This is a genomic window from Pirellulales bacterium (assembly GCA_019636345.1).
Classification (GTDB): domain Bacteria; phylum Planctomycetota; class Planctomycetia; order Pirellulales; family Lacipirellulaceae.
On the sequence record JAHBXQ010000001.1, the window covers coordinates 578,965 to 599,785 of the forward strand.

Annotated in this window: 17 protein-coding genes; 7 read left to right on the top strand and 10 right to left on the bottom strand. The window is 66.6% G+C overall.

Annotation, left to right across the window (positions count from 1 at the left end; all coding sequences use genetic code 11):
* Positions 1-31: 31 nt before the first annotated feature.
* The 9 genes from KF688_02180 to KF688_02220 all read right to left on the bottom strand — a co-directional run bounded on the left by KF688_02180 (position 32) and on the right by KF688_02220 (position 9,219).
* The gene (locus KF688_02180) at positions 32-1,342 is read right to left on the bottom strand and encodes an ABC transporter permease (protein ID MBX3424464.1); all 1,311 of its coding nucleotides are present in this window, start codon (positions 1,340-1,342) and stop codon (positions 32-34) included.
* A gap of 90 nt (positions 1,343-1,432) precedes the next feature.
* Positions 1,433-2,152 (bottom strand): ABC transporter ATP-binding protein, encoded by a 720-nt coding sequence (locus tag KF688_02185; GenBank protein ID MBX3424465.1) that lies wholly within the window; start codon positions 2,150-2,152, stop codon positions 1,433-1,435.
* 99 nt (positions 2,153-2,251) lie between these two features.
* Positions 2,252-3,787, bottom strand: coding sequence for an HlyD family efflux transporter periplasmic adaptor subunit (locus tag KF688_02190; GenBank protein MBX3424466.1), 1,536 nt, complete (start codon positions 3,785-3,787; stop codon positions 2,252-2,254).
* A 205-nt stretch (positions 3,788-3,992) separates the two neighbouring features.
* Positions 3,993-4,550, bottom strand: a complete 558-nt coding sequence (locus tag KF688_02195) for a RimK/LysX family protein (protein MBX3424467.1) — start codon at positions 4,548-4,550, stop codon at positions 3,993-3,995.
* A 276-nt stretch (positions 4,551-4,826) separates the two neighbouring features.
* On the bottom strand, positions 4,827-5,408 hold the full coding sequence (locus tag KF688_02200; GenBank protein MBX3424468.1) for a RimK/LysX family protein: 582 nt from the start codon (positions 5,406-5,408) through the stop codon (positions 4,827-4,829).
* Between the two features lie 222 nt (positions 5,409-5,630).
* Complete coding sequence (locus KF688_02205) at positions 5,631-6,734, bottom strand: hypothetical protein (protein MBX3424469.1); 1,104 nt, start codon at positions 6,732-6,734, stop codon at positions 5,631-5,633.
* Between the two features lie 61 nt (positions 6,735-6,795).
* The gene (locus KF688_02210) at positions 6,796-7,683 is read right to left on the bottom strand and encodes a hypothetical protein (protein ID MBX3424470.1); all 888 of its coding nucleotides are present in this window, start codon (positions 7,681-7,683) and stop codon (positions 6,796-6,798) included.
* Between the two features lie 215 nt (positions 7,684-7,898).
* A complete protein-coding gene (locus KF688_02215) occupies positions 7,899-8,627 on the bottom strand; it encodes a DUF1559 domain-containing protein (protein ID MBX3424471.1) in 729 nt (242 codons plus the stop codon).
* Between the two features lie 178 nt (positions 8,628-8,805).
* Positions 8,806-9,219, bottom strand: a complete 414-nt coding sequence (locus tag KF688_02220) for a hypothetical protein (protein ID MBX3424472.1) — start codon at positions 9,217-9,219, stop codon at positions 8,806-8,808.
* Positions 9,220-9,704: 485 nt separating this feature from the next.
* Here KF688_02220 and KF688_02225 point away from each other — a divergent pair, with 485 nt between their 5' ends.
* From KF688_02225 to KF688_02245, 5 genes are all read left to right on the top strand, one after another.
* On the top strand, positions 9,705-12,755 hold the full coding sequence (locus KF688_02225) for a hypothetical protein (GenBank protein MBX3424473.1): 3,051 nt from the start codon (positions 9,705-9,707) through the stop codon (positions 12,753-12,755).
* Positions 12,756-12,996: 241 nt separating this feature from the next.
* Positions 12,997-14,061, top strand: a complete 1,065-nt coding sequence (locus tag KF688_02230; GenBank protein ID MBX3424474.1) for a hypothetical protein — start codon at positions 12,997-12,999, stop codon at positions 14,059-14,061.
* 136 nt (positions 14,062-14,197) lie between these two features.
* Entirely contained in the window at positions 14,198-15,031 is an 834-nt protein-coding gene (locus KF688_02235; GenBank protein MBX3424475.1) for a MotA/TolQ/ExbB proton channel family protein, read from the top strand.
* Between the two features lie 68 nt (positions 15,032-15,099).
* Positions 15,100-15,564, top strand: coding sequence for a biopolymer transporter ExbD (locus tag KF688_02240; protein ID MBX3424476.1), 465 nt, complete (start codon positions 15,100-15,102; stop codon positions 15,562-15,564).
* 145 nt (positions 15,565-15,709) lie between these two features.
* On the top strand, positions 15,710-16,192 hold the full coding sequence (locus KF688_02245) for a biopolymer transporter ExbD (GenBank protein MBX3424477.1): 483 nt from the start codon (positions 15,710-15,712) through the stop codon (positions 16,190-16,192).
* A 69-nt stretch (positions 16,193-16,261) separates the two neighbouring features.
* Here the strand turns inward: KF688_02245 and xerD are convergent, their stop codons facing one another.
* On the bottom strand, positions 16,262-17,206 hold the full coding sequence (xerD, locus tag KF688_02250) for a site-specific tyrosine recombinase XerD (GenBank protein ID MBX3424478.1): 945 nt from the start codon (positions 17,204-17,206) through the stop codon (positions 16,262-16,264).
* A 251-nt stretch (positions 17,207-17,457) separates the two neighbouring features.
* On the opposite strand from xerD, the gene KF688_02255 reads away from it, so the two are divergent.
* Entirely contained in the window at positions 17,458-18,669 is a 1,212-nt protein-coding gene (locus KF688_02255; GenBank protein ID MBX3424479.1) for a 1-acyl-sn-glycerol-3-phosphate acyltransferase, read from the top strand.
* A gap of 241 nt (positions 18,670-18,910) precedes the next feature.
* Positions 18,911-20,665 carry a serine/threonine protein kinase gene (locus KF688_02260; protein ID MBX3424480.1) on the top strand — a complete coding sequence of 585 codons (1,755 nt, stop codon included), beginning with the start codon at positions 18,911-18,913 and terminating at the stop codon, positions 20,663-20,665.
* Positions 20,666-20,821: the final 156 nt, after the last annotated feature.

Consider the following 20,821-nt stretch of genomic DNA (forward strand, 5'->3'; position numbering starts at 1 on the left):
GGCGCCACGGCGCCCGTCCCGTCGTCCTCCGCTACTCGTGTCTCAGGGCCTCGATCGGGTCGAGCCTCGCCGCGCGGATGGCCGGGTAGACGCCGAACATCACGCCGACAATGGCCGAGATCGCGAACGCCAGCGGGAACGACCAGGGGACCAGCAGCGGCTCGACCTTGCGCACCAAGTCGGGCAAAGTCGACATCTGCTCGGGGAACCAAGCTTCGAGCCGGTTGCGGGCCAGCGCCGTGATCGGCCGGCAGAGCAATCCTCCCAGCACCCCCAACAGCCCGCCGACGACCGACAGGACGACCGCTTCGGCGAGGAACTGCTGGGTGATGTCGCGGCGCTTGGCGCCCAGGGCCCGGCGGATGCCGATCTCACGGGTCCGTTCGGTGACGGTCGCCAGCATGATGTTCATGATGCCGATCCCTCCGACCACCAGCGACACCGCGGCGATGAGGCCCAGAAACAGCATGAACATCAACCGCGTCGTCTGGGCCTGTTGCAGCAGTTCCAGCGGCGCGGTGACGCGGAAGTCGGGCAGCGTGTGGTAGGGCTCGATCGTATTGGTGACGATGTCGCGCGTGGGGATCACCTGATCGCGTTCCGCGATTTCTAGCGTGATCTGCGAGACTTCGACGATGTCGCGCTGGAACGAGCCCGGTTTGGTGACGACGATCATGTCGCCGATCCGCCGCCAAAACGTCTCGATCGGGATGTACACGTCGCCGGAGAAGTCCTCCGCGGCGAACGATCCGCCGATCCCCGCCGAGGCCATTCGCGGCTTCATCACGCCGACGACGGTGTAGAACTCCTCCTCGATCATCATTTGCTGCCCGATCGGATTGCCGACGGGAAACAACGCCTGGGCGTTCTCGGCCGACAGGACGCAGTAGTTGCGTTCCTCGATGCCGTCGGATTCGGTCAGGAAGCGACCCTCGGCGACGACCAGCCGGGTCACTTCGGCGTAGTCAGGGGTGCAGCCGACCAGTCGGCCCTCGCGCTTGCGGGTGCGGTTCCGGAGTTCGCAGGTGATCGTGCGGATGGGGAGCGCCCGCTTGATCGTCGGCACGGTCTCCCTGAGCCGCTCGTAGTCGGCCCGCGTGAGCCCGTAGCCGGAGTCGACCGACTCGTCTGCCGAGGGCTTCACGGTGCGGACGATGATGTTGCGGGCGCCCAGGTCGGCGATCTGTTCCTCGGCCGCGCGGCCGATCCCTTCGCCGATTGCCAGCAGCCAGATGACGCCGCACACCCCGATGAAGATGCCCAGCACCGTCAGCGCGGAGCGCAGCGGATGCAAGAGCAAGCTCTTGACGCTCAGTCGGAATGTACGCCACCAGCGGGTCATCGCGGAGAGATTGAACGAGTCGGGAGTTGTCTTGATCTGGAGAGGGTCGATTGAGGCAGCGGACCAGCGGGAGGTCGACTCCCGTCCCCGTCAGCCGCCGACGGCCGACAGTCGAGAGTCTTCCTGGCGGCGTTCGTCCGTGAGGATTTTGCCGTCGCGCAGCCAGATCGTGCGGGCGGTGCGGTGGGCGACCTCGTTTTCGTGGGTCACGAGGATGATGGTCCGTCCCTCGGCGTTCAGCGAGGCGAGAAGGTCGAGGATTTCGTTCGTGGTCGTCGAGTCGAGGTTCCCCGTCGGTTCGTCGGCGAGCATGAATCGGGGGTCGTTGACCAGGCTGCGGGCGATCGCGACGCGCTGTTGCTGACCGCCGGAAAGTTGGCTTGGCCGGTGATCGAGCCGGGAACCGAGCCCAACGAGCTTTGCCAGATCAATGCACTTCTGGCGCGACTCACGCGAGAGCCGACCGCTGTAGTAGAGCGGCACCTCGATGTTTTCGACGACCGTCAGCGCCGGCAGCAAGTTGTACGATTGGAACACGAACCCGATCCGCGTCGCCCGAGTGTCGGCGAGTTGATCGTCGCTCATCTGGGCGACGTCGTCGTCCCCCAACAGGAAGTTGCCGCGCGTCGGCCGGTCGAGGCACCCCAGCAGATTCAACAGCGTGCTTTTGCCCGACCCCGACGGGCCCATAATCGAGATGTAATCCCCCTCGGGGACGTCGAACGACACCCCGCGGAGCGCGTGGACCGTCTCGCCGCTCAGGACGTAGTCCTTGTGGAGGTCGCGAATACTGGCGGCGAGAGCGGGCATGAGCGCGCGGCGTGGTCGGGCGTGAGAATCAAGAACGGCGAACGTTCGCGGCGCCGGCGGACGTTCGCGTGACGGCCAAAACTTGACGGCCGCGGGCGGTCAAGCTGCGGCGCTCCCCTCAGCCGGTCGGCCGACCGGGCTTTGCGGCGCTTCGGACGAGCTTGGTTCCGCGAGCCCCGGCGCCTCGGGCATCCCCGGGGGGCCGGGGCGCTTCAATTCCTGCGGCAGCGGGGGCAACGTCACTTCGTTCAAGTACTGCCGCGGGTTCATCACGATCTGCTGTCCCTCGGCGAGCCCGTCCTCGACGACGAAGAACTTGTCGTTCGTCGGACCGGTCTTCACCTTGCGGAGGTCCCACTCGTTGCCGCGGAGCACGAGGCAGAACATGTCGGGCCCGTGCGGAAAGACCGCCTGCACGGGCGCCTGCAGCGCGTCGTCAATCGATTCGCACCGCACCGTGACCGACGCCGTCATCCCGGAGAGCAATTCGGGCCCCGGATCGTCGATCGCCACGTAAGCGCGGTATTCCTTGACGTTCGCTTTTCGCCAGCCGGTCGGCTCGGCGTACTGGTTGACGCTGGCGACCTTGCCTTTGTACTTCTTGTCGAGTCCGACGGGGGAGACTGCCGCGGGCATCCCTTTGCCGACGTACTTCACCAGCGATTCGTTGACCAGGAACGACACTCGCATCGACGTGGGGTCGGGGAGCCGAATGAGGACCTGCCGCTCGCGAACCTCGGCGCCTTCCTGGACGATGAATTCGCTGTTGTTGCCGAAGCCCTCGCGTTTGTGGGCGTACGTCACGACTCCCGCTTTGGGGGCGGTGATCGTGCACTTGGCGATCTGGTCCTCGATGTCCTTGAGTTTCTGCGTTTCCAGCTCGAAGCTGTTCTGCTCCGCTTCCCACTTAGCCTTGGCGATGATGATGTCGCTTTCAAATTGCTTGACCATCTTCTCCTTGGTGAACTCGTCGAGCACCCGGAGCTTCGTGTGGGCGGCGTCGAGTTCCTTCTGAGATTTCTCGACGGCGAACTTGTCGGCCTGCAGTTGCAGGTCGTTCACGTAGCCCTTGGCCGCCAGCCGCGAACTGTAGGCGACGTATTCCTTCGCCCGGTTGAGGTTTTCCTCGGCGACGAAGACCTCGCTTTGGATCGTCTGCCGTTCCTGGATGTAGGTCCCCTGCAAGTATTCCTTCTCGGCGATGACCGCCGTCTCGTAAACGTTGTGGGCTTCGACGACGAGCGCCTTGGCGTTGTTGACCGCGATCTTCTGAGTGGTTCGTTCTTCCTCGAGCGAGGACGAATCGAGTTGCACCAGGAAGTCGCCCGGTTCCACGTCCGTCCCCTCGGGGACCAGCCGCAGGATCGCGAACCCGGCGGCGTTCTTGGATTTCACTTCGGAGCGGATCTCGGTGACGCCGCCCGATTCGAGCTCGCCCCGCTCGGTGACCGACAGCAGAAAATCGCTTCGACCGACGACATGCCGAATGACGCCCGAGTAGTCCTTCGCCTTCGTTCCTGAGAGGGTCCACACCCCGCCGACAGCCGCCACGAGCGCAAGCAGCGCGATCATGAGGTAGAGCACGAACCCGGAGCGCGAAGGCGATCCGGCGCGGGAGGAGCGGGTGGCGTTCATGGAAGGGGCAAAGGAGGGAACGGGGACGAGCACGAAGCCGTCGACGAGGAGCCGGGCCTCATCGGAGTTAACCCCATTATAGCCGGGCCGATTCGCGGGTCGCAGGTCGCTTCACGGCGCTTCGTGTGCCGTGCGATACAGAGGACCGCAGTTCCGGCGCAGTCCGCTTGAGCGGGTCGCGCCGACGGGTTCCGAAACTCGGCTCCTACCAGCCGACGTCGACCAGGAAGTCGCCCGCCAGGAAGTTGCGCCCGATGAGCAGCGGGTATTGCATCTGCGACCGATCGTTGAGCGACACGAGCACGCGTTTCTCGACCCCCTGGCAGCGGAGGGTCATGTAGACCTTGTACCGGGGCTCCTCCCCGACGGAGGTCTTGACCGTCGCCAACTCGACAATTTGCCGCTCGACCCACCGGATCCCCCCTTCCCCGTTGTCGATGCAGAACCGGATGATCTTGCCCACGTTGTCGACCATCGCCTCGGCCTCGTCCTGGATCGACCACTCGCTGGCGTGGACCGAGCAGGTGTTCGCCCCCGTATCGACCCGGGCGGTGAACGAGAGCTGTTCGTCGACCTGCTCGACGACCTCCGTGGCGCCCAGGACGCGGACCGGCCGATCGCCTAGCAAGTTCGGCATCTGCCGCACCGCGTAAACCGCGACGGCCAGCGTGAGGACGACGCCCCAAATCGCCCAGCGGAGGGGAGAGCGACGGGAAGCGGCAGGGGAATCGTCAGTCGGCAGCGGGCGGGCAAGAATCGCCATGCGTCAGAATCTCGGGGTGGGACGGACCATCGCCGCGCCGCCACGAGGGTAACCCGGGGCGGGCAGCCGCCGCCGGGACATTGTAGCCGAAGAAACCGGTCCTTTTCCCCCTGTATTCGCCCCGCTGCGGGCGACCGCCCGATGCGCAACGCAGTAAGATCGTTGCAAGGCATTTCCTGGCAATCGGTTACGGCGATTCCTGGCGATTGGCGAGCAACCCCCGCACGGACCTGGGCGCCCTTCCCGGAGCGGTTTTCGGGGGATTTCGCCGGCGAATTAGCTGCGCTGTTGGCCTTTGGACTTTCGCAGCTTGCGCGGGTCGAGTCGGGGGCTCTTCGCGACGTCGACCACGAAGTTCCCTTCCAGAAAGTTGCGACCCAGCAGCAGCGGGTACTCCATGTGCGAGCGGTCTTTGAGCGACACGAGGACCTTCTTCTCGACCCCGCGGTACGACAGGGTGATGTTCACCTTGTACCGTTGCTCCTCCTGAACCGAGGTCTTAATCGTCGATAACTCGACGATTTTGCGCTCGAGCCACTCAATTTGCCCCTCGTGGTTCTTGATGCAGAACCGAATGACCTTGCCGACGTTCTCGGCCATGGTCTCCGAGGGGTCTTCGATCGACCACTCCTCGACATGGAGCGAAGTGGTTGTGGCGCCCGTGTCGACCCGGGCCGGGAAGGTGAGCCCCCCGTCGACGACCTTGATCGCCGCGGTGGCGCCGATGATCTGCTTTTCGGCGGGCTCGAGGGCTGCTGAGACGTCGGGGGCTTCGGCCGGAGGGGCCGCGGGTTCAGCCGCGACGAGCCGACCGGGCAGAGTCAAGACGACCCATGTCGTCCAAGCAAACGTTCGCATCCTGCGGTCATTCCAGCTTGATGCCAGAGAACGAATCATCCTGATCGTTCCTTATGGGGTCACGTGTCGGGCGTGGGACGGCGGCGGGGTGAGGGGGGTGGTCCCAATTCGGGCGTATTCGACCGGATCGCCGGCGGCGAGGCAACCCCAATGCGACCCCGCTAGCACCGGCTGAGAGCTGCCGACTGCAACGGCGTTCGTGCGAAAAACGCCCCGGAATCGTCACTCGGCAGCGATTCGGTGTGGTCCCGAGATCGCCCTGGCGAGGAAGACCAGAAAAGTCGCCAAACCGAAGAACATTGGCCCGGCCGAGGGCTCGGGAACGATGGCGACGGCCGGCGCAACCGGCGCACCGGCGAACGTCTCCAGGGTCGAGCCGTGCTGCCTCTGCCAGGCGAGGAAGTCGGCCCCGTCAACGGTCGCGTCGAACGTGCCGTCCCCGGCGACCTGCAGCGCGGCGGCGCCGGCCAGTCCGTAGCCGCTTTGCCAGACGGCCAAGTCAAAGCCGTCGACCGCGAGGTCGCCGTTGAAGTCCGCCGCAAAGTCGGGGACAAGCGACTCGGCGTTCGTATGGGTCCAGACGACCGCGTCGCCCACGGCGGCCAGCGAGACGGCAGGCGTAGCGAACAGCACGAAGGCGGGGGCCGAGCGGTCGAACCCCTCCATCCGCAACCGGACGGCGGCCAAATAGATCCCGTCGGCAGGGTCGGTCTCCAGCGAGCCGTCGTTGTCGTCGAGGGCCCAGGTGCGGTGGGAATGGACGCCGCCCTGGCTGTTGGTGCGGACGACCGCTCCCCCGGGGACGAGCCCTGGAGTCGCGGTTGTCGAGATGAAATCGCCCGTGCGCGCTTGAAGCGAGATTTGATACGGGAGCCCTCCAGGAGGGAGGCCGAACGCAACGGGACCCTGTCCGTCCCAGTAGAAGATGTTCGCTGCGACGCCGCCGATTTTTCCCGGCAGGTAGTCCCAGGAGAGATCGGTCTGCGGGGCCAGGGGGTCGATCCCCGCCGGCAAGGCAGGCGACCCGGCCCCGAGGGCGTTCCAACCTGGGTCGGTCGTGAAGTACTGGCTCGACAGAAACGCGCTGAACGCCCGCGCCGGACCGGCCCAGGGGCCGGCGTCAAACTCGCCTTCGCCTGTCGCGAGTCTTCCGTCGATCGATTGGACGTTCATGTCGGAGGCAGCCCACGCGGAGCCTGCCGCCAGAATCCCGATCGACGTCAGCAAGCGGTGAAACAAGCGCGGTCGGATTCGTCGTCGAAAATTGCTGGTCATGATGGTCGTCGTGCGGGGCGAGTCGAGTGGAAGCTTGAGGATCGTTGACATGCCAGGGCCCCTGCCGGGCGAGACGCATGGCGTCTCGCCCGGCGCTTGAGCCGATCGTCGCTCAGTCCTGGCGGCGCCCGCGGAGGCCGATTGCGCCCCAGGCGAGAGCCGTTGCGGCCAGGGCCAGAGCGGCAGGTTCGGGGACGTCGACGGCTTCCTCGACGAATTCGACCGCTTCCTCGTAAAAGGCGAAGTTCTTGCCGCCGAACATGGCGTCGGGAGCGAGTCCTTCGTGGTACGCTTCGAGCGCCTCCTCAAGCTCTTCGGCGTCGTCTTCGCTCACAATCAACTGATCGACCAGCAGAACCAGATAGAACGGATCCGAGGACCCGAGCCCGGCCACGCTGATCGACGGGGCGATCACGTAGACGCCGTCAGTCGGTTTGCCGGCGACGCCGTCGTCGAGCTGATAGATGGGATGAGCGTCGAGCGAGCCCCCGGCGCCGGTCGTGCCGAAGTTCAGCGCCGGCTCGAACCCGAACGTGATCCCGGCGGCGACCGGCTCGAACGCAGGTGCGCCGACGCCGCTCCAGTAGAGGACCTCCCCGGCTCCGCCGCCGAGCGAGAAGCTCGTGAGGCTGATACTGACGCCGGCGCCCGCGGGGAGGGCCGCCGCCCCCAGGGTCGACAGGTCGGCCCCCCCGGCGACGGCGTCGAGAGCGAAGAACCCGGGTTCGTCCCCTTCGAAATCCTTCGCCAGATGCGGGGGCAGCAAACCGCCGGCCAGGAGGATCCCCTCGAACACCTTTGCGTCGAGGTCGAACGATTGACCGGGGCCGCCGATGTCTTCCGCGGCGCCGATCGTCGCCTTGCCGCCGACGTTGACCAGCAGCACATCGCTATGAGCGGACGCCGAGCCGGCGACAAGCGCCGCCGCGAGGGCGACGAAAATGCCGGCGAAGCGGGAGGCGGACCGAGGAGCGTACGAAAAAAGGAAGCGTGAGTTCATTGTGAGATCGACTCCAGTTGAAGAACAGGTGATGAACGTAGTCGTCCGGGGTGCGAGGGGGTTGCGCCGGTTCCCGTGTCGCGGAGGCGCAGGAACCGACCGGCGCGGCCCCGGCGCACAGCCGCCCGAAAGCGGCCGGTGCATACCGACGCCGTAATGCGCGCTTGCGTCAGAAACGACCTTTCGCGCGGATCGCCGCGACGATCCGCCGCCGCTTATTGCGGCGGCTTGGCGAAGTCGAAGCCCTCGTCGCACCAACCGGCGATCTGACTCGAGTCGATCGCCCCGACATGGCCGTCGGCATAGAGATAGTTGGCCGCCGTGCCGTGATGCCGATCCAGGGCGAGGTCCTGTTTCACCCGGTTGTAGACGGCCCGCGTCGCGTTGTTGCGGAGGTGCTCCTCCTTGAACCAGTCGGTCGATTCGACATGGTCGAAGGTGACGTCCGCGACGCTGGTGCGGACCTCGAACATGACGATCGTCTGGTGGGTCGAAGGGAGGTCGTACAGGCTGGCGATCATTCCCGGCGGCGAGACCTCGACCACGCGCCCGTTGGGGAGCGTGACCGGGGGCTCCGGCTCGGCGAGGAAGGCGTTCATCGCGTAGCTTGTCCCCGGGTACAACGGATCTTGGGCGCGCTCCAGGCGCTCGTAATCCTCGGGGCAAAGCCGGATGTCGTCGACGTTCTCCATCCAGGGGGCGAGCGAGTAGATCCACGACTCGCTCTTGTCGTGGTCGTGGGCGAAGTGCGGAAACCGCCCGCGGTGCGTGTCGGCGTACTGGTGAATCGCCAGCCCGATCTGCCGCATGTTGTTGCTGCACTCCATGCGCCGCGCAGCGGACCGCGCCGCCTGCACCGCGGGGAGGAGCAGACCGATGAGCACGCCGATGACGGCGATCACCACCAACAGTTCCACAAGCGTAAACGCCGATCGCGTGCGCATGGGCGCAAGCTCCTCGCCGAACCGACCACGTAGGATGTCCGCTGCTGAGCGTGACGTCAGGATCGGGACGCGTGCGCGTCGCCGACGACAGAATAAGTCTCGCTCGGGGGCGGAAAGAACGCCGACCAACGCCCGCCGCGCATGCGCAGGGGGAAGAATCGACAGACGCAGCGCGCTCTCAGCAGACCGGAGGGCCGCGCGCGTCGGTGGCGACGACGACGTGAGGCACGTCGAATACATCGGCGACGAGAAAAGCCGGAGCAGAGCCGGCGGTCGCGATTTCAAGGGGCGCCGCGAGCGTGCGGCCGAGCCGCAGCGAGTGAAGCCCGGCGCAAACGGCGCAGTGTCCCTCGCAGGAGTCGGCCCCTGGTGCGGGGGAACTAGCAGCCGCCGAGCCGCTCTCGGCAGGAGCGGCCTGGGGCGCGGGCTGGGCGTGACAGTGGCCGCACCCGCAATCGTGCGTCGCCTCGGCGACGCCGGCCGAGCCGGCGTGGCGGTGGGTGAGCGAGTGGAGTTCCAACCCCGCGATCGCCGCCAGCGCATACGCCGCCACGGCGGAGGCGACGACAGGGCGACAATACGAGCGGAACATCGGAGAACTCGAACAAGACGGTCGCAGGGACGCTTGCGATCCAGGCGGACCTGAACACCGATATGCTAGTCTCGGGGCGATTTTAGGACAAGGCTCTTGCGGCGTTCGCCCAGAGGATCCAGGAAATCCGCAAAGTCGCTGCATGCTGTCGACTCCCGATGTCTCTCGGAGAGGCGCAGGGGTCGCCGAGCCTCCCGCTGGGACGCCCGTCGGGAACGTTCGCTCGGCGACTTGCCTAACCGGCAAGAGCCGCCCAGGTCGCCCTGGTTCGGCCGCGGCAGGGGGCCGCGACCGCGGAGCGATTGTTGGTCCCGGCGCCAGCAGGCGTTAGAATGGGCCTGGAACAGCGAAGCATCTTCTCGTGCCGTGGCGCGCCCACGCAGGGGGGCGATCCCCGTGTGCGCCGGCGTCTCGGGGCGTCGCCGTCCGTCGATCGTCGCGAGCCCGCTCCCTGTCCGCTTTCCTGTCACGCCTGGATGCGCCCTGTGACTAAGCTGTCGATCCGCTGCCGGGGGGAGATTTTGGGCCTCGTCCTGGCGTCGGCCCTCTTCGCCACGGTCGCCGCGGCGCCGCACCCGGCTATCGGAGCCGATGTCGACGCCCGGTTCGTCGAGGCGCTCAACAAGCGGGGGTGGGACGACACGGCGGTCGCGTATCTCGATTGGGCGGCCCAGCAACCCACGGTTTCGCGGGATTTTCTCTCGCTAACTCCCTATTTCCGCGCGACGGCCCTGGTCGCCCAGTCGCGGCAGAGCGTGTCGCGGAGCCAGCGCGACGCGGCCCTTCAGCGGGCGGCCGAGGATCTGGCCGCGTTCGCCGCAGCCCGGCCGCAGGCCGAGCAGGCGATCGACGCGCTAAGGCAGTTGGCGTACTTGCGATTCGATCAGGCCCAGGCGATCGGGGCAGATGCGGAGAAATCGAGATCGCCCACGGCAAACGCCCTGGCCGCAACCGCCGCGCGCCAGGCGTACGAAGCTTGCGGGGACGCGGCCCGTGAACTGGTCGACGCATGTTCGCGCCGGTTGGCGGACCTCCCCAAGGCGGCCGCCGCGGCGGTGGGGTCCGAGGCGAGCGAACTTCGCGCTACGCTGACCGCCCGACTGGCCGAGGGACGATTCCTCGTCGGGCTCGCCCAGTTCGAATCCGCGCGGTTTGAGACCCCCAAATCGCGTCCCGCGACGGCTGCGATCGCCTCGGCGCTGAAGACCTTCCGCGAGTTGGCCGAGGAATATCGATCGAGCACGGTCGGGTTTTCCAGCCAGTACTACCAGGGACGTTGCCACCAGTTGGGGGGGGATTTCGACAAGGCCCTGGGAGCGTACGAGGCGGTCGTCGGCTTGCCGACGCAAAACCCTGAGTGGCGAAGGTGGCAAGCCCGCGCGCACCAGTACCGCACCGAGTGCCTCGTTGCCGTCGGGAAGTACGACACGGCGATCCTCGACGCGGCCGACTGGCTGCAGCGAGCGCAAGCGGGGGAGCGCACGCGGCCCGAGTGGCAGGGAGTTGCGTACGAGCTCAGCCGCGCCCGGCTCGCGAAGGCCGAGGAGCTCGGCGACAAGGACAACGAGGCGAAGCGGCTGAAGACCGAGGCGCGCTCCGGGCTGACCGAGATCATACGCGCTGCAGGCCCGATGCAGCGCCCGGCGCGGATGCTCATGGCCTCGCTGGGGGACCGCGCACCGAAGCGGCAAGAGGTTCGCACGTTCGCCGAGGCGCTTGCCGCGGGGCGCGAGGCGGTGGAACAGATGAATTCGTCGAATCTCGCGGCCAAGCTCGCCGAGCAGAACAATCCCGAGGCGGTCGGCGAGCTCCAGGAGCAAGCCGCCGAGCATCAACAGGCGGCCTTGGAGTACCTGCAACAGGCGCTCGGGCTGGCCGATCGGGCGACGCCGATCGACGACGTCAACGCGGCTCGCTACTACCTCTGCTGGCTCTACTGGGAAGAGGGGCAGTGGCACGACGCGGCCGTGCTGGGGTCGAATCTGGCGCGGATGCATCCCGACAGCCAATACGCCGCGGGCGGGGCGGGCGTGGCGCTGCGAGCGTTTGAGAAACTGCAAAACGCCCAAGCTGCCGCCGGCGAACAGCCGAGCGAGTTCCTGGCCGCGGAGTTGACGCAACTCGCCGAGTTGATTGCTGCCAAGTGGCCGCAATCGGACGATGCTGCGGCGGCGACGACGATGTTGGTCGCCCAGGCGCTGCGGGGCGAAGACCTTGAGGCCGCGGAGAACCTGCTGGCGCGGCTTCCCGAGGCGAGTCGCGCCGCCGCCGAGCTGAGCCTGGGAGCGTCGCTGTGGGCCAAGTACTGCGGCGCGGCCGCGGGCCCGAACGCCGCGGCGCCCGAGACGGCCGCGCTTCGGGAGCGGGCCGAAACGATGCTGCAAAACGGCTTCAAAGCGCTGGGGTCGAATCACTCCCCGACCCCCGCGACGGCGGCCGCGCTGTTGTCGCTCGCCCAGTTGCGGCAAGTCGCCGGGGATGCGCGGGGGGCGCTCGACGTGTTGGAGAACAAGCAATTCGGCGCGCTTGCGCTGATCGCCGCGAGGGCCGACGCCGCGGCGAATCCCCGCTTTGTCGAGGAGGCGTACAAGACGGCCCTCAGCGCGTACCTGTTCGTCGAGCCTCCGCAACGCGAGCAGGCCTTGGCGATGATGGCTGCGCTCGATGAGGCGAACGGCGACGGTCCCGAAGCCCGAGCGAAGTTGACGCGGTTGTACGTCGGGCTGGGGGTGCAGTTGCAGCGGCGGCTCAAGGATTTGCAGGCCGCGGGATTCGCCGATCGGGCGCGTACGCTCGCCGGGGCGTTCGAGGAGTTGCTCAAGCGCGCGAGCGAAGGCGCCGACTCGGCGAACTGGCAAACGCAGCTCTGGCTGGCGCAAACCAGCCAGCAGCTCGGCGAGGGGCTCACCGGCAAGGACGCGGCGCCTTACTTCGCCCAGGCCGAGGCGGCGTACCGGGCGTTGCTCGCGGCGGCGGACAAGGGGGGCGCGGACGCCCCGCCGGTCGGCGAGCTGATCAAGTTCCAGAAACTTTTGGGCGATTGCCTGCGCGGCCAGGGGAAGTTCGACGAGGCGATGACCGCCTACGGCCAAGTGCTTGCCGAGCGGACGAGCCAACTCGACGTGCAACAGGCGGCGGCGCGGACGCTCATGGAACAGGGGATCGCCGAGGGGAACGCGGGGCCGCTTGAGCGGTCGATCCACGGCGACCAGCCGCAAGCACAAGGGACGAACCTCGTCTGGGGGTGGCTCAAGCTGGCCAAGACGGTCGAGGGGGCGCGCCGGCTTGAGCTGCGCACCAAAGGCGCCGACTCCCCTCGCGCGGCGCAGCTTGCCGACGTGTTTTTCGACGCCCGCTACAACGCCGCCCGGGCGCGGCTCGAAGCGGCCATGCTTGCCGCGGGCGATGAACGGGCCAAACAATTGGCCACCGTTCGGCAGAGCGTCGAAGCGATGAAGAACCTCTACCCCGACCTCGGCGGCACGAAGTGGAACGCGGCGTTTGCGGAGTTGGCGAAAGAAGCGGCGGGAAAGTGAACGACTGACGAACCCTGCGCGGTTATTGGCAGTTCTTGGGAACCGCGAGACGTGCAGAAGGGCGCGAAAATCGGGTTGCCTGTCGCACGTGAGAGCGTGAGAAGGCAAGCCGTCGCTTGCGGCAGAGTCGCGGTTTTTTGCGCCGTTCGCGATTCCAACCAATCCCAGGTTCGACGAGAACATAATCGAGTTCAATCGCTCGGATTCGCGCCAGCGCGGGCGACGGAGGAATTGAAAACTGATGCAGCGAATTCATAGGTCAGCGCGGATGCGGATGGTCGCCGCAGGGGGGGCGTGGGTTGCGCTCATGGGCGTCGTCGGACAGGCGTCGGCCCAGTCGACGGCCGACCGGATCCAGCGCCGCAACGGCAGCGACACGGGCGAGATCACTGCCGTCACGCCGCTGGGGGTGACGATCTCCAAGAGCGGCGTCGAGTCGACGGTCCCCGCCGAGGAGATCCGGTCGATCCGCTTCGCCGGCGAGCCGACCGAACTGAACACGGCCCGCACCGCTTTGGCCGCGGGGCGGTATCGCGATGCGTACGGCGCGGCCGTTGCTGCGGCGAAGACCAACCCGCGCCGGGCCGAGGTGCTGGCCGAAGCCCAGTTCCTTGCCGCGGCGAGCCAAGCGGCGCTCGCCCTGGCGGGGCAAGAGGAACTTCCCGAGGCGGTCGCAGCGGTGCGGGGCTTCCTTGCCCAGCATCGTTCGAGCTACCGGATTCCTGCGGCGATCGAGCTCTACGGCGATCTGCTGTTGCGCGACGGTCAGTACGCGGCCGCCCGGGACGAGTACGCCAAACTCGCCAAAGCGAAGAACGAGTACTATGCGGCCAAGTCGCATCATTTGGTCGGTCGGGCGTGGCAGGCCGAGGGAGACGCGACCAAGGCCCTGACCGAGTACGACCAAGCTTTGGCCGGGGCGCCCCCGGGGCAACTGGGAGCGCCGATTCGGCTGGCCGCGACGCTCGACCGGGCCGTGAGCCAGGCGGCCGCGGGGGATCCGAAGCAGGCCGCCGCAACGATCGGCAAGATCATCTCCGCGGCCGGCGACGAGGACGAGCAGGTGTTGGCCCGCGCGTACAACGCATTGGGGGACGCCTATCAGCGGAGCGGCGACGCCCAGGGCGCCCTGTTCGCTTATTTGCACGTCGACCTGCTGTTCGCGACCAGCGGCGACGAGCACGCCCGGGCCTTGTCGCAGTTGGCCAAGCTGTGGAAGACCGCGGGGCAGGAGTCGCGCGGCCGCGACGCTGCCGATCGGTTGGCCAAGAGCTACCCCGACAGCCGCTGGGCGGGGGAGAAGTGATTCGGCCAACTCGCGGTTGGCCATGGCGGGCCTCGACATTAGATTGATCGCTTGCCGGCGGCGCCACGGTCGTCGGACCGGGCTCGCCGGTGCGAGCCGTTCGTCTGCGTTCCCTTCAACCCCGTCTGACTTGACTATGAATTCACGCGCAGTTGCCAGTTGGTGTCGGGGTGGGTTGATCCTGTCCGCAGGGCGTCTCGCCTTGGCCGCGGGGGCGGTCGCCGTCCTGCTCGTCGCGACCGGCGCGCCGCCGGCACAGGCCCAGGAGGAAGGGGGGGCCCCGGCGGTTACGGCCGAGCAGGACGCCGTCGGAGCCGGCGCGACGAGCCGCGGGGGGGACGTGAGCTACCTGCAATGGTCGTTCCGCTCGCTGGGCTGGTTTTACGCGATCGTCTTTCTGGGGTTGTCGTTCAGTCTGGTGGCGTTGTTCGTGATGAATCTGCTGGCCGCGCGGCGCGAGAACGTCTTGCCGACGGAACTCGTCAGCGCGTTCGAACAGCATCTGAACGCCAAGCAGTATCAGGAGGCGTACGACTTGGCCAAGGCCGACGAATCGCTGCTGGGGCACGTCCTGTCCGCTGGGCTGGCCCGCGTGTCGCAAGGGTACGATCACGCGCTCGAGGGGATGCAAGAAGTCGGCGAGGAGGAAAACATGCGGATGGAGCACCGCTTGAGCTACCTCGCCCTGATCGGTTCGCTGAGCCCGATGGTCGGGTTGCTGGGGACGGTGAGCGGCATGATTTCGTCGTTCCGAACGATCGCCAATACGGCCACAGGCACGCCTAATCCGCAGGAATTGGCCGAGGGGGTGTCGACGGCCTTGTTCACGACGCTGGTGGGGTTGGCGCTGGCCATCCCCGCGCTCGCGGCCTACAACATCCTCCGCAACAAGGTCGCCCGACTGGTGCTGGAGACAGGCATCGTCAGCGAAGGTCTGATGAGCCGCTTCCAGAAGCCGCCTGAGAAATAAACGCGGTCGCCGCCGGCTAGCGGTCGCTTCCCGTCTCCTTCTCGGACCTCTCCCCCGTTTTCCTGCACATGCGTCTCGCCAAACGCCATTCCGCCGAGGTCGTCGAGGGGGACATGACCCCGATGATCGACATGGCGTTTCAGTTGATCGCGTTCTTTATGCTCGTGATCAATTTCTCGGACACCGAGCAGGACCAGCGGATCCATCTTCCCGAGAGCGAATTGGCCAATCCGCCCAAGGCGCCGTACGAGGAGCCGCTCACGATCCATCTGACCGAACGAGGAGACTTTATCTTCGGCGGGGCGCTGTTGCCGTCGATGGAGGATTTGCGGGCGGCGCTGCTGCGCGAGACGCAGATCATTCAGCGGCACACCTCGAAGAAAATCGGCGACGCGACGATCATCATTCGCGCCGACGAAAACGCTCGCACGGGGCTGGTGCAGGAAGTGATCCAGGAGTGTCAGGAACTGCAGTTCGAACGTTTCGCTCTGCGCGGCAAGAGCGCCCAGGCGCCGACAATCCGGGCGCAATGACATTCTCTCCAGGCAACCGCAAAGGCGCCCGATCACAAGCACGATTGAGAGATCCGGTCGTGGCCGTGCCGGCCTGCTCGGGGCTGCTCGCGACAAATCAGCGGTCCATTGTCCTTCTTGCCCTCGTGGTTAATCAGAGCGACGCATGAAGATTCGCCACGCCGATCGCCGCGAGCACATCGTGCTGCAGATGACGCCGATGATCGACATCGTGTTTCAGCTGCTGGTGTTCTTCGTGTTCACGTTCAAGATCGTGCTGCCCGAGGGGGATTTCAACATTCGCATGCCGGCGGCGGCGGGGGAGTCGGCCCAGCCGAGCGAGACGCCGGTGATCCGCGTCCGATTGCGGGCCGGCGAGAACCGCGAACTGGCCGGGGTCGAACTTGGGGACGCCGCGATCACCGGCGAAAACCCCTTCGGCCAACTCCAGGCCCGGATTCGGGCGATGATCGACGACTCGGCGGGGCCGGGGTCGACCGACCAGGAGGTCGAGCTCGATTGCGACTATGACCTCAAGTATCGCTACGTCATCAACGCGATCACCGCGATCAGCGGCTATTTTGAGCCGGGACAGAAGGAACCGATCAAGCTGATCGAACGGGTCCGCTTCGCCCCGACGGGGAAGTGACGAAAGAGAGGGCGAGGATCGGCGAGGCGACGCCGCCGCGAGTTTGCCCTTCGACCCCTGTCGCCTTCCCTACCCCCGCGGGTGAAACTGCTCGTGGACTCGTTTCAGCCGCGTATGGTCGACGTGGGTGTAGATTTGCGTCGTCGCGATGCTCGCATGGCCGAGCATCTCCTGGACGCGGCGAAGGTCGGCGCCGCCGGCCAGCAGGTGGGTGGCGAAGCTGTGCCGCAGCGAGTGGGGGCTGATCTCCGGCGGGGCGCCGACCCGGGCCGCGTACCGCTTGACCAGTTCCCACGCCCGTTCGCGACGCAACGGACCGCCGCGGGCGGAGAGGAACAGTCGTTCCGACGGGGGGGTGCGCTTAGCCGCCGCCGCAGGCCGCTGTTCAGCGAGATAGACCTCGATCGCCGCGACGGCGCGGTCCCCCAGGTGGGCGATCCGCTGCTTGTCCCCTTTGCCTCGGCAGAGGAGGTTGCGCTCGCGAAGGTGAAGATCGCGGATCTCGAGATTCGTGACTTCCGAGATCCGGCAGCCGGTGGCGTAGAGCACCTCGAGCAGGGCCCGATCGCGACGCCAACCGGGGTCGGCCTTGCGCGGGGCGGTCAACAAGCGGTCGACCTGGCCGACCGACATGACGTGCGGCACCCGCTGCCAAAGCTTGGGGGAGTTCAGCAGTTCGGCTTGGTTGTCGACGATCGCCCCTTCGAGCTGCAGGTAACGGAAAAACACCTTCAGCGACGCGACATGCCGGGCGACGCTCCCCGCGGCGAGCCCCTGTTCCGTCAACCAGCCCGAGTAGCCGGCCAGTTCGCTCACCGCGAGCTTGGTTAGCCGTCGCCCGGCGAGCCATTCGTAAAACCGTCGCAAGTCGCGGGCGTAGGCCGCCACGGTGTTGCCGGCCAGATGACACTCGGTCCGCAGATAGTCCGCGAACGACTCCTGCCACCGGGCAGCGTCGGCGACGGCGCTTTCGCGACGGGGGACGAGCTTCTTCTTGAGCGGTTTGCCAGCCATGCGGGGCGTTTTCTGCGGAAGCTGTTCAAAATCGCTTCCGCCGGGGCGGACGAAGGGCGTACCCCCCGCTCGCCCCCATTGCAGAAGCCTTTTGATTATCGGCTGCCGCGAGGCCGGTCTGGGCAGTCGGGCCCAGGGTTGATTATCTTTGCGGATAAGGTCGTCCTTGCGGCCTGGGCCGAGTTCGTGCCGACTGCCGCCGGCTCGGAGACGTTTCATCGCCTGATTCGCCGATTGCCGCGAGCACTTTCATGCCGGACGTGATTGTCGAGGAACCTTATCAGTTCATCCCGCCGGTCTACAGCAGTTTCTGGCCGAAGGCGGTCGCCTTGCTCGTGCCGGGGTTCATCCGCAAGACCTACGGGGTTCACTCGGTCGAGACTCGGGACGCCTTCAAGATGAAGGCGTCGCTCGACGCGGGGCACGGCGTGCTGGTGGCGCCGAACCATAGCCGGCTGTCCGACCCGCTGAATTTCACGGGACTGGTGCGCGAGACGGGGCGGCATATGCACGCGATGGCGTCCTGGCATTTGTTCAAGAAGGACTGGCTGAGCCGGTTCATGCTGCGGCGGATCGGGGCGTTCAGCCTGTATCGCGAGGGCGCGGATCGGCAGGCCCTGGAAACGGCGATCGACATCCTGGTGCGGGCCCAGCGACCGCTGGTCGTGTTCGCCGAGGGCGCCGTCTCGCGGCACAACGACGTCCTGATGCCGTTCATGGACGGCGTGTCGTTCATCGCGCGCACCGCGGCGAAGCGCCGCGAGAAGGCGGACCACCGCGGCAGCGTCGTCATCCATCCCGTGGCGATTCGGTACTTCTTCCGCGGCGATCTCGAGAAGTCGGTCACGCCGGTCTTGGAGGAAATCGAATCCCACTTCGCCTGGCATCCGCAAAAGGACAAGACGCTGATCGAGCGAATCCGCCAAATCGCCCAGGCGCTGTTGTCGCTAAAGGAGATCGAGTACTTCGGCTACGCCCGCACGGGCGACTTCTACGAGCGGGTCGACAACCTGATCGAGGACGTGCTTGCCAATTTGGAGCAGAAGTGGGGCATCCGTGAACGAGAATCGGGAGTCGTCGCGCGAGTCAAGAACCTCCGTACGGCGATCCTGCCGGGGCTGATCAACGGCAATCTCACGGAAGCCGAGAAGCACGAACGGCGCAAGGAGTTGGCCGCCTGCTTCTACGTCCAGCAGATGTCGCACTATCCGCGGAACTACGTGCGGATGTCGCAGAAGAACGTTCCCGAGCACATCCTCGAGACGGTCGAGCGGTTCGAGGAGGATTTCACCTCCCGGCTGACCGTGCACGGCCCCCTGCATGCAATCGTGCAAGCGGGGGATGCGATTCCCGTGCCGGCGGAGCGGGCGCCGAAAGGCGAACCTGACCCGATCATGGAGGAAGTCCGCACCCAACTGACGGCGATGTTGCACAAACTGGCCGAGGAATCGCCGCGGGTTTGACGCGGGGGAACCTCGAGGGATTGCGGCTCAGGAGGCAGGTGGCCGCGGACGCGTGCTCCCAGCCGTCAGATCGGCCTTCCCGGGAAGGTTTGCGCGACCGGTCACAATCGGGGCGAACTCCGCCCTGCCCCGCAGGGTCTGAAGTGCGTAAGATGGACAAATCGCGCTCCCCCGGGACCCGCGGCGCCCCGCCCGCCGCGCCCGGCTTGCCGGCGGGCGCCCTTGGGATAAGGACCCGGTCGTGGACGACTCGGAACCCGAATTGGCCAATGCCGAGACGATCGAGGCCTCGCCCGACGCCTTGGAACGAATCGCAGGGCAGACCTCGCGCCGCCGGCGTTTGTTCGACGGCGGCAGTTCGGACGGCACGCTGGGGAGCACCGGCCGACTGAGACAGTCGGCCCACCGGCGCGTGGCGCTGGTCGAGGGCTCGACCCCTCACATGAGCAGCGAGACGCGAACCCTGCTGCGCCGCCGGTTGCGGATCGTCGCCTGCCTGCTGCTCGGCGGGTTCGCGACGTTTCTGGTTTGGTCGCTGTTCGCTTACCCGTTGGCCGAGCATGTCAGCGACAAGCGGCTGACGATCTTCGTCGCACACATCGCCGTGACCGGGATCTTGGCCCTCGCGGCGCGTAAACTGTGCGCGAAGTGCGACCTGTCGATGACCGCGCTCCGGGTGGCCGAGGCGATCGTATTCGGCGTGCCGGCCGCGTTCTTCATCGTCCTGAACTATCAGAAGCTGTCGCTGTGCTCGAGCCTCACCGACGGTCATTCGCACATCCCCAACGTCGTGGGGGCGTGGACCCTGCTGATCTTTTGCTACGCCTTGCTGGTTCCCAACCGGTGGCGGCGCGCGGCGATCGTGCTAGGCGCCATGGGGGCGGCTCCGATCATCGTCATGGCGGTCGCCTATTTCCGCTTGCCGCAGTTCGCCGAGTTGGTGACGCTTCCCGAGTTTCGCGGCAGCTTCACTGAGCATTTTCTGATGATGGCCCTGTCGGTCGTCGTGGGCGTGGTCGGGGTCCATTCGATCAACTCGCTGCGACGCGAGGCGTTCGTCGCGAAGCAGCTTGGTCAGTATCGTCTGAAGCGAATGCTCGGCTCCGGCGGGATGGGCGAGGTCTACTTGGCCGAGCACCAGATGATGAAGCGTCCCTGCGCGATCAAGATCATCCGCCCTGAGAAGGCGGGCGATCCCAAGGTGCTGGCGCGGTTCGAACGCGAGGTGCGGGCCACCGCCAAGCTGTCCCATTGGAACTCGATTGACATTTACGATTACGGCCGGACCGAGGACGGCACGTTCTACTACGTCATGGAATTCCTGCCTGGGCACAACATCGGCGAGCTGGTCAACGCCCACGGGCCTCTGCCGGCGGCGCGGATCATTCACCTGATGCGGCAGGTGTGCGACGCGCTGGCCGAGGCTCACGAGCAGGGGCTGATCCATCGCGACATCAAGCCGGCGAACATCTACTGCGCCTATCGGGGCGGGCTCTTCGACGTGGCGAAGCTGCTCGACTTCGGGCTCGCCAAGCCGATCGCCGACACGACCGACTCGGGGCTGACCCAGGAGGGCGCCATCACGGGTTCGCCGCTGTACATGTCGCCTGAACAAGCGACGGGCGGCGATGCAATCGACGCCCGCAGCGACGTTTACTCGCTGGGCGCGGTGATGTACTTCATGGCGACCGGCCGGCCTCCGTTCGCTCATGCGTCGGCGATCAAGGTGCTGGTGGCCCACGCGGCCGAGGACCCCGAGCCGCCGCGGATGTTGCGGCCCGAGTTGCCCCCGGCCCTGGAGGAGGCGATTCTCCGCTGCCTGGAGAAGCGCCCCGACGATCGGTTTCAAAGCGCCGGAGAGCTCCGCGCGGCCCTTGAGGCGATTGAGACCGACGAGACCTGGTCGAGCCAGATCGCCTGCCAGTGGTGGCGCGACTTTGGCTGCCCGCAGCGCAAGGCCCTGGCCGAAGAAGCTGCCGAAATGGCCGCGGTGTGAGGCTTTCCGGAGGCGGTTTTTCCCTCCGGCGCCCGGCGAGTTTCGCGGAAACCCGCCTGCGGCGGCGTGTTGCCTTGTTCGGCCCGCCGCCTGCTTTAAGATGAAGGGCTTGCCGCGACCCGGACGCGGCCGCCTGTATGCGATCGCCATCCCCGA

What these genes read in the sequence shown, in the direction of transcription:
- KF688_02180 (MBX3424464.1), bottom strand. Translation starts at nt 1,342, where the DNA reads ATGACCCGCTGGTGGCGTACATTCCGACTGAGCGTCAAGAGCTTGCTC.
- KF688_02185 (MBX3424465.1), bottom strand. Translation starts at nt 2,152, where the DNA reads ATGCCCGCTCTCGCCGCCAGTATTCGCGACCTCCACAAGGACTACGTC.
- KF688_02190 (MBX3424466.1), bottom strand. Translation starts at nt 3,787, where the DNA reads ATGAACGCCACCCGCTCCTCCCGCGCCGGATCGCCTTCGCGCTCCGGG.
- KF688_02195 (MBX3424467.1), bottom strand. Translation starts at nt 4,550, where the DNA reads ATGGCGATTCTTGCCCGCCCGCTGCCGACTGACGATTCCCCTGCCGCT.
- KF688_02200 (MBX3424468.1), bottom strand. Translation starts at nt 5,408, where the DNA reads ATGCGAACGTTTGCTTGGACGACATGGGTCGTCTTGACTCTGCCCGGT.
- KF688_02205 (MBX3424469.1), bottom strand. Translation starts at nt 6,734, where the DNA reads ATGTCAACGATCCTCAAGCTTCCACTCGACTCGCCCCGCACGACGACC.
- KF688_02210 (MBX3424470.1), bottom strand. Translation starts at nt 7,683, where the DNA reads ATGAACTCACGCTTCCTTTTTTCGTACGCTCCTCGGTCCGCCTCCCGC.
- KF688_02215 (MBX3424471.1), bottom strand. Translation starts at nt 8,627, where the DNA reads ATGCGCACGCGATCGGCGTTTACGCTTGTGGAACTGTTGGTGGTGATC.
- KF688_02220 (MBX3424472.1), bottom strand. Translation starts at nt 9,219, where the DNA reads ATGTTCCGCTCGTATTGTCGCCCTGTCGTCGCCTCCGCCGTGGCGGCG.
- KF688_02230 (MBX3424474.1), top strand. Translation starts at nt 12,997, where the DNA reads ATGCAGCGAATTCATAGGTCAGCGCGGATGCGGATGGTCGCCGCAGGG.
- KF688_02235 (MBX3424475.1), top strand. Translation starts at nt 14,198, where the DNA reads ATGAATTCACGCGCAGTTGCCAGTTGGTGTCGGGGTGGGTTGATCCTG.
- KF688_02240 (MBX3424476.1), top strand. Translation starts at nt 15,100, where the DNA reads ATGCGTCTCGCCAAACGCCATTCCGCCGAGGTCGTCGAGGGGGACATG.
- KF688_02245 (MBX3424477.1), top strand. Translation starts at nt 15,710, where the DNA reads ATGAAGATTCGCCACGCCGATCGCCGCGAGCACATCGTGCTGCAGATG.
- xerD (MBX3424478.1), bottom strand. Translation starts at nt 17,206, where the DNA reads ATGGCTGGCAAACCGCTCAAGAAGAAGCTCGTCCCCCGTCGCGAAAGC.
- KF688_02255 (MBX3424479.1), top strand. Translation starts at nt 17,458, where the DNA reads ATGCCGGACGTGATTGTCGAGGAACCTTATCAGTTCATCCCGCCGGTC.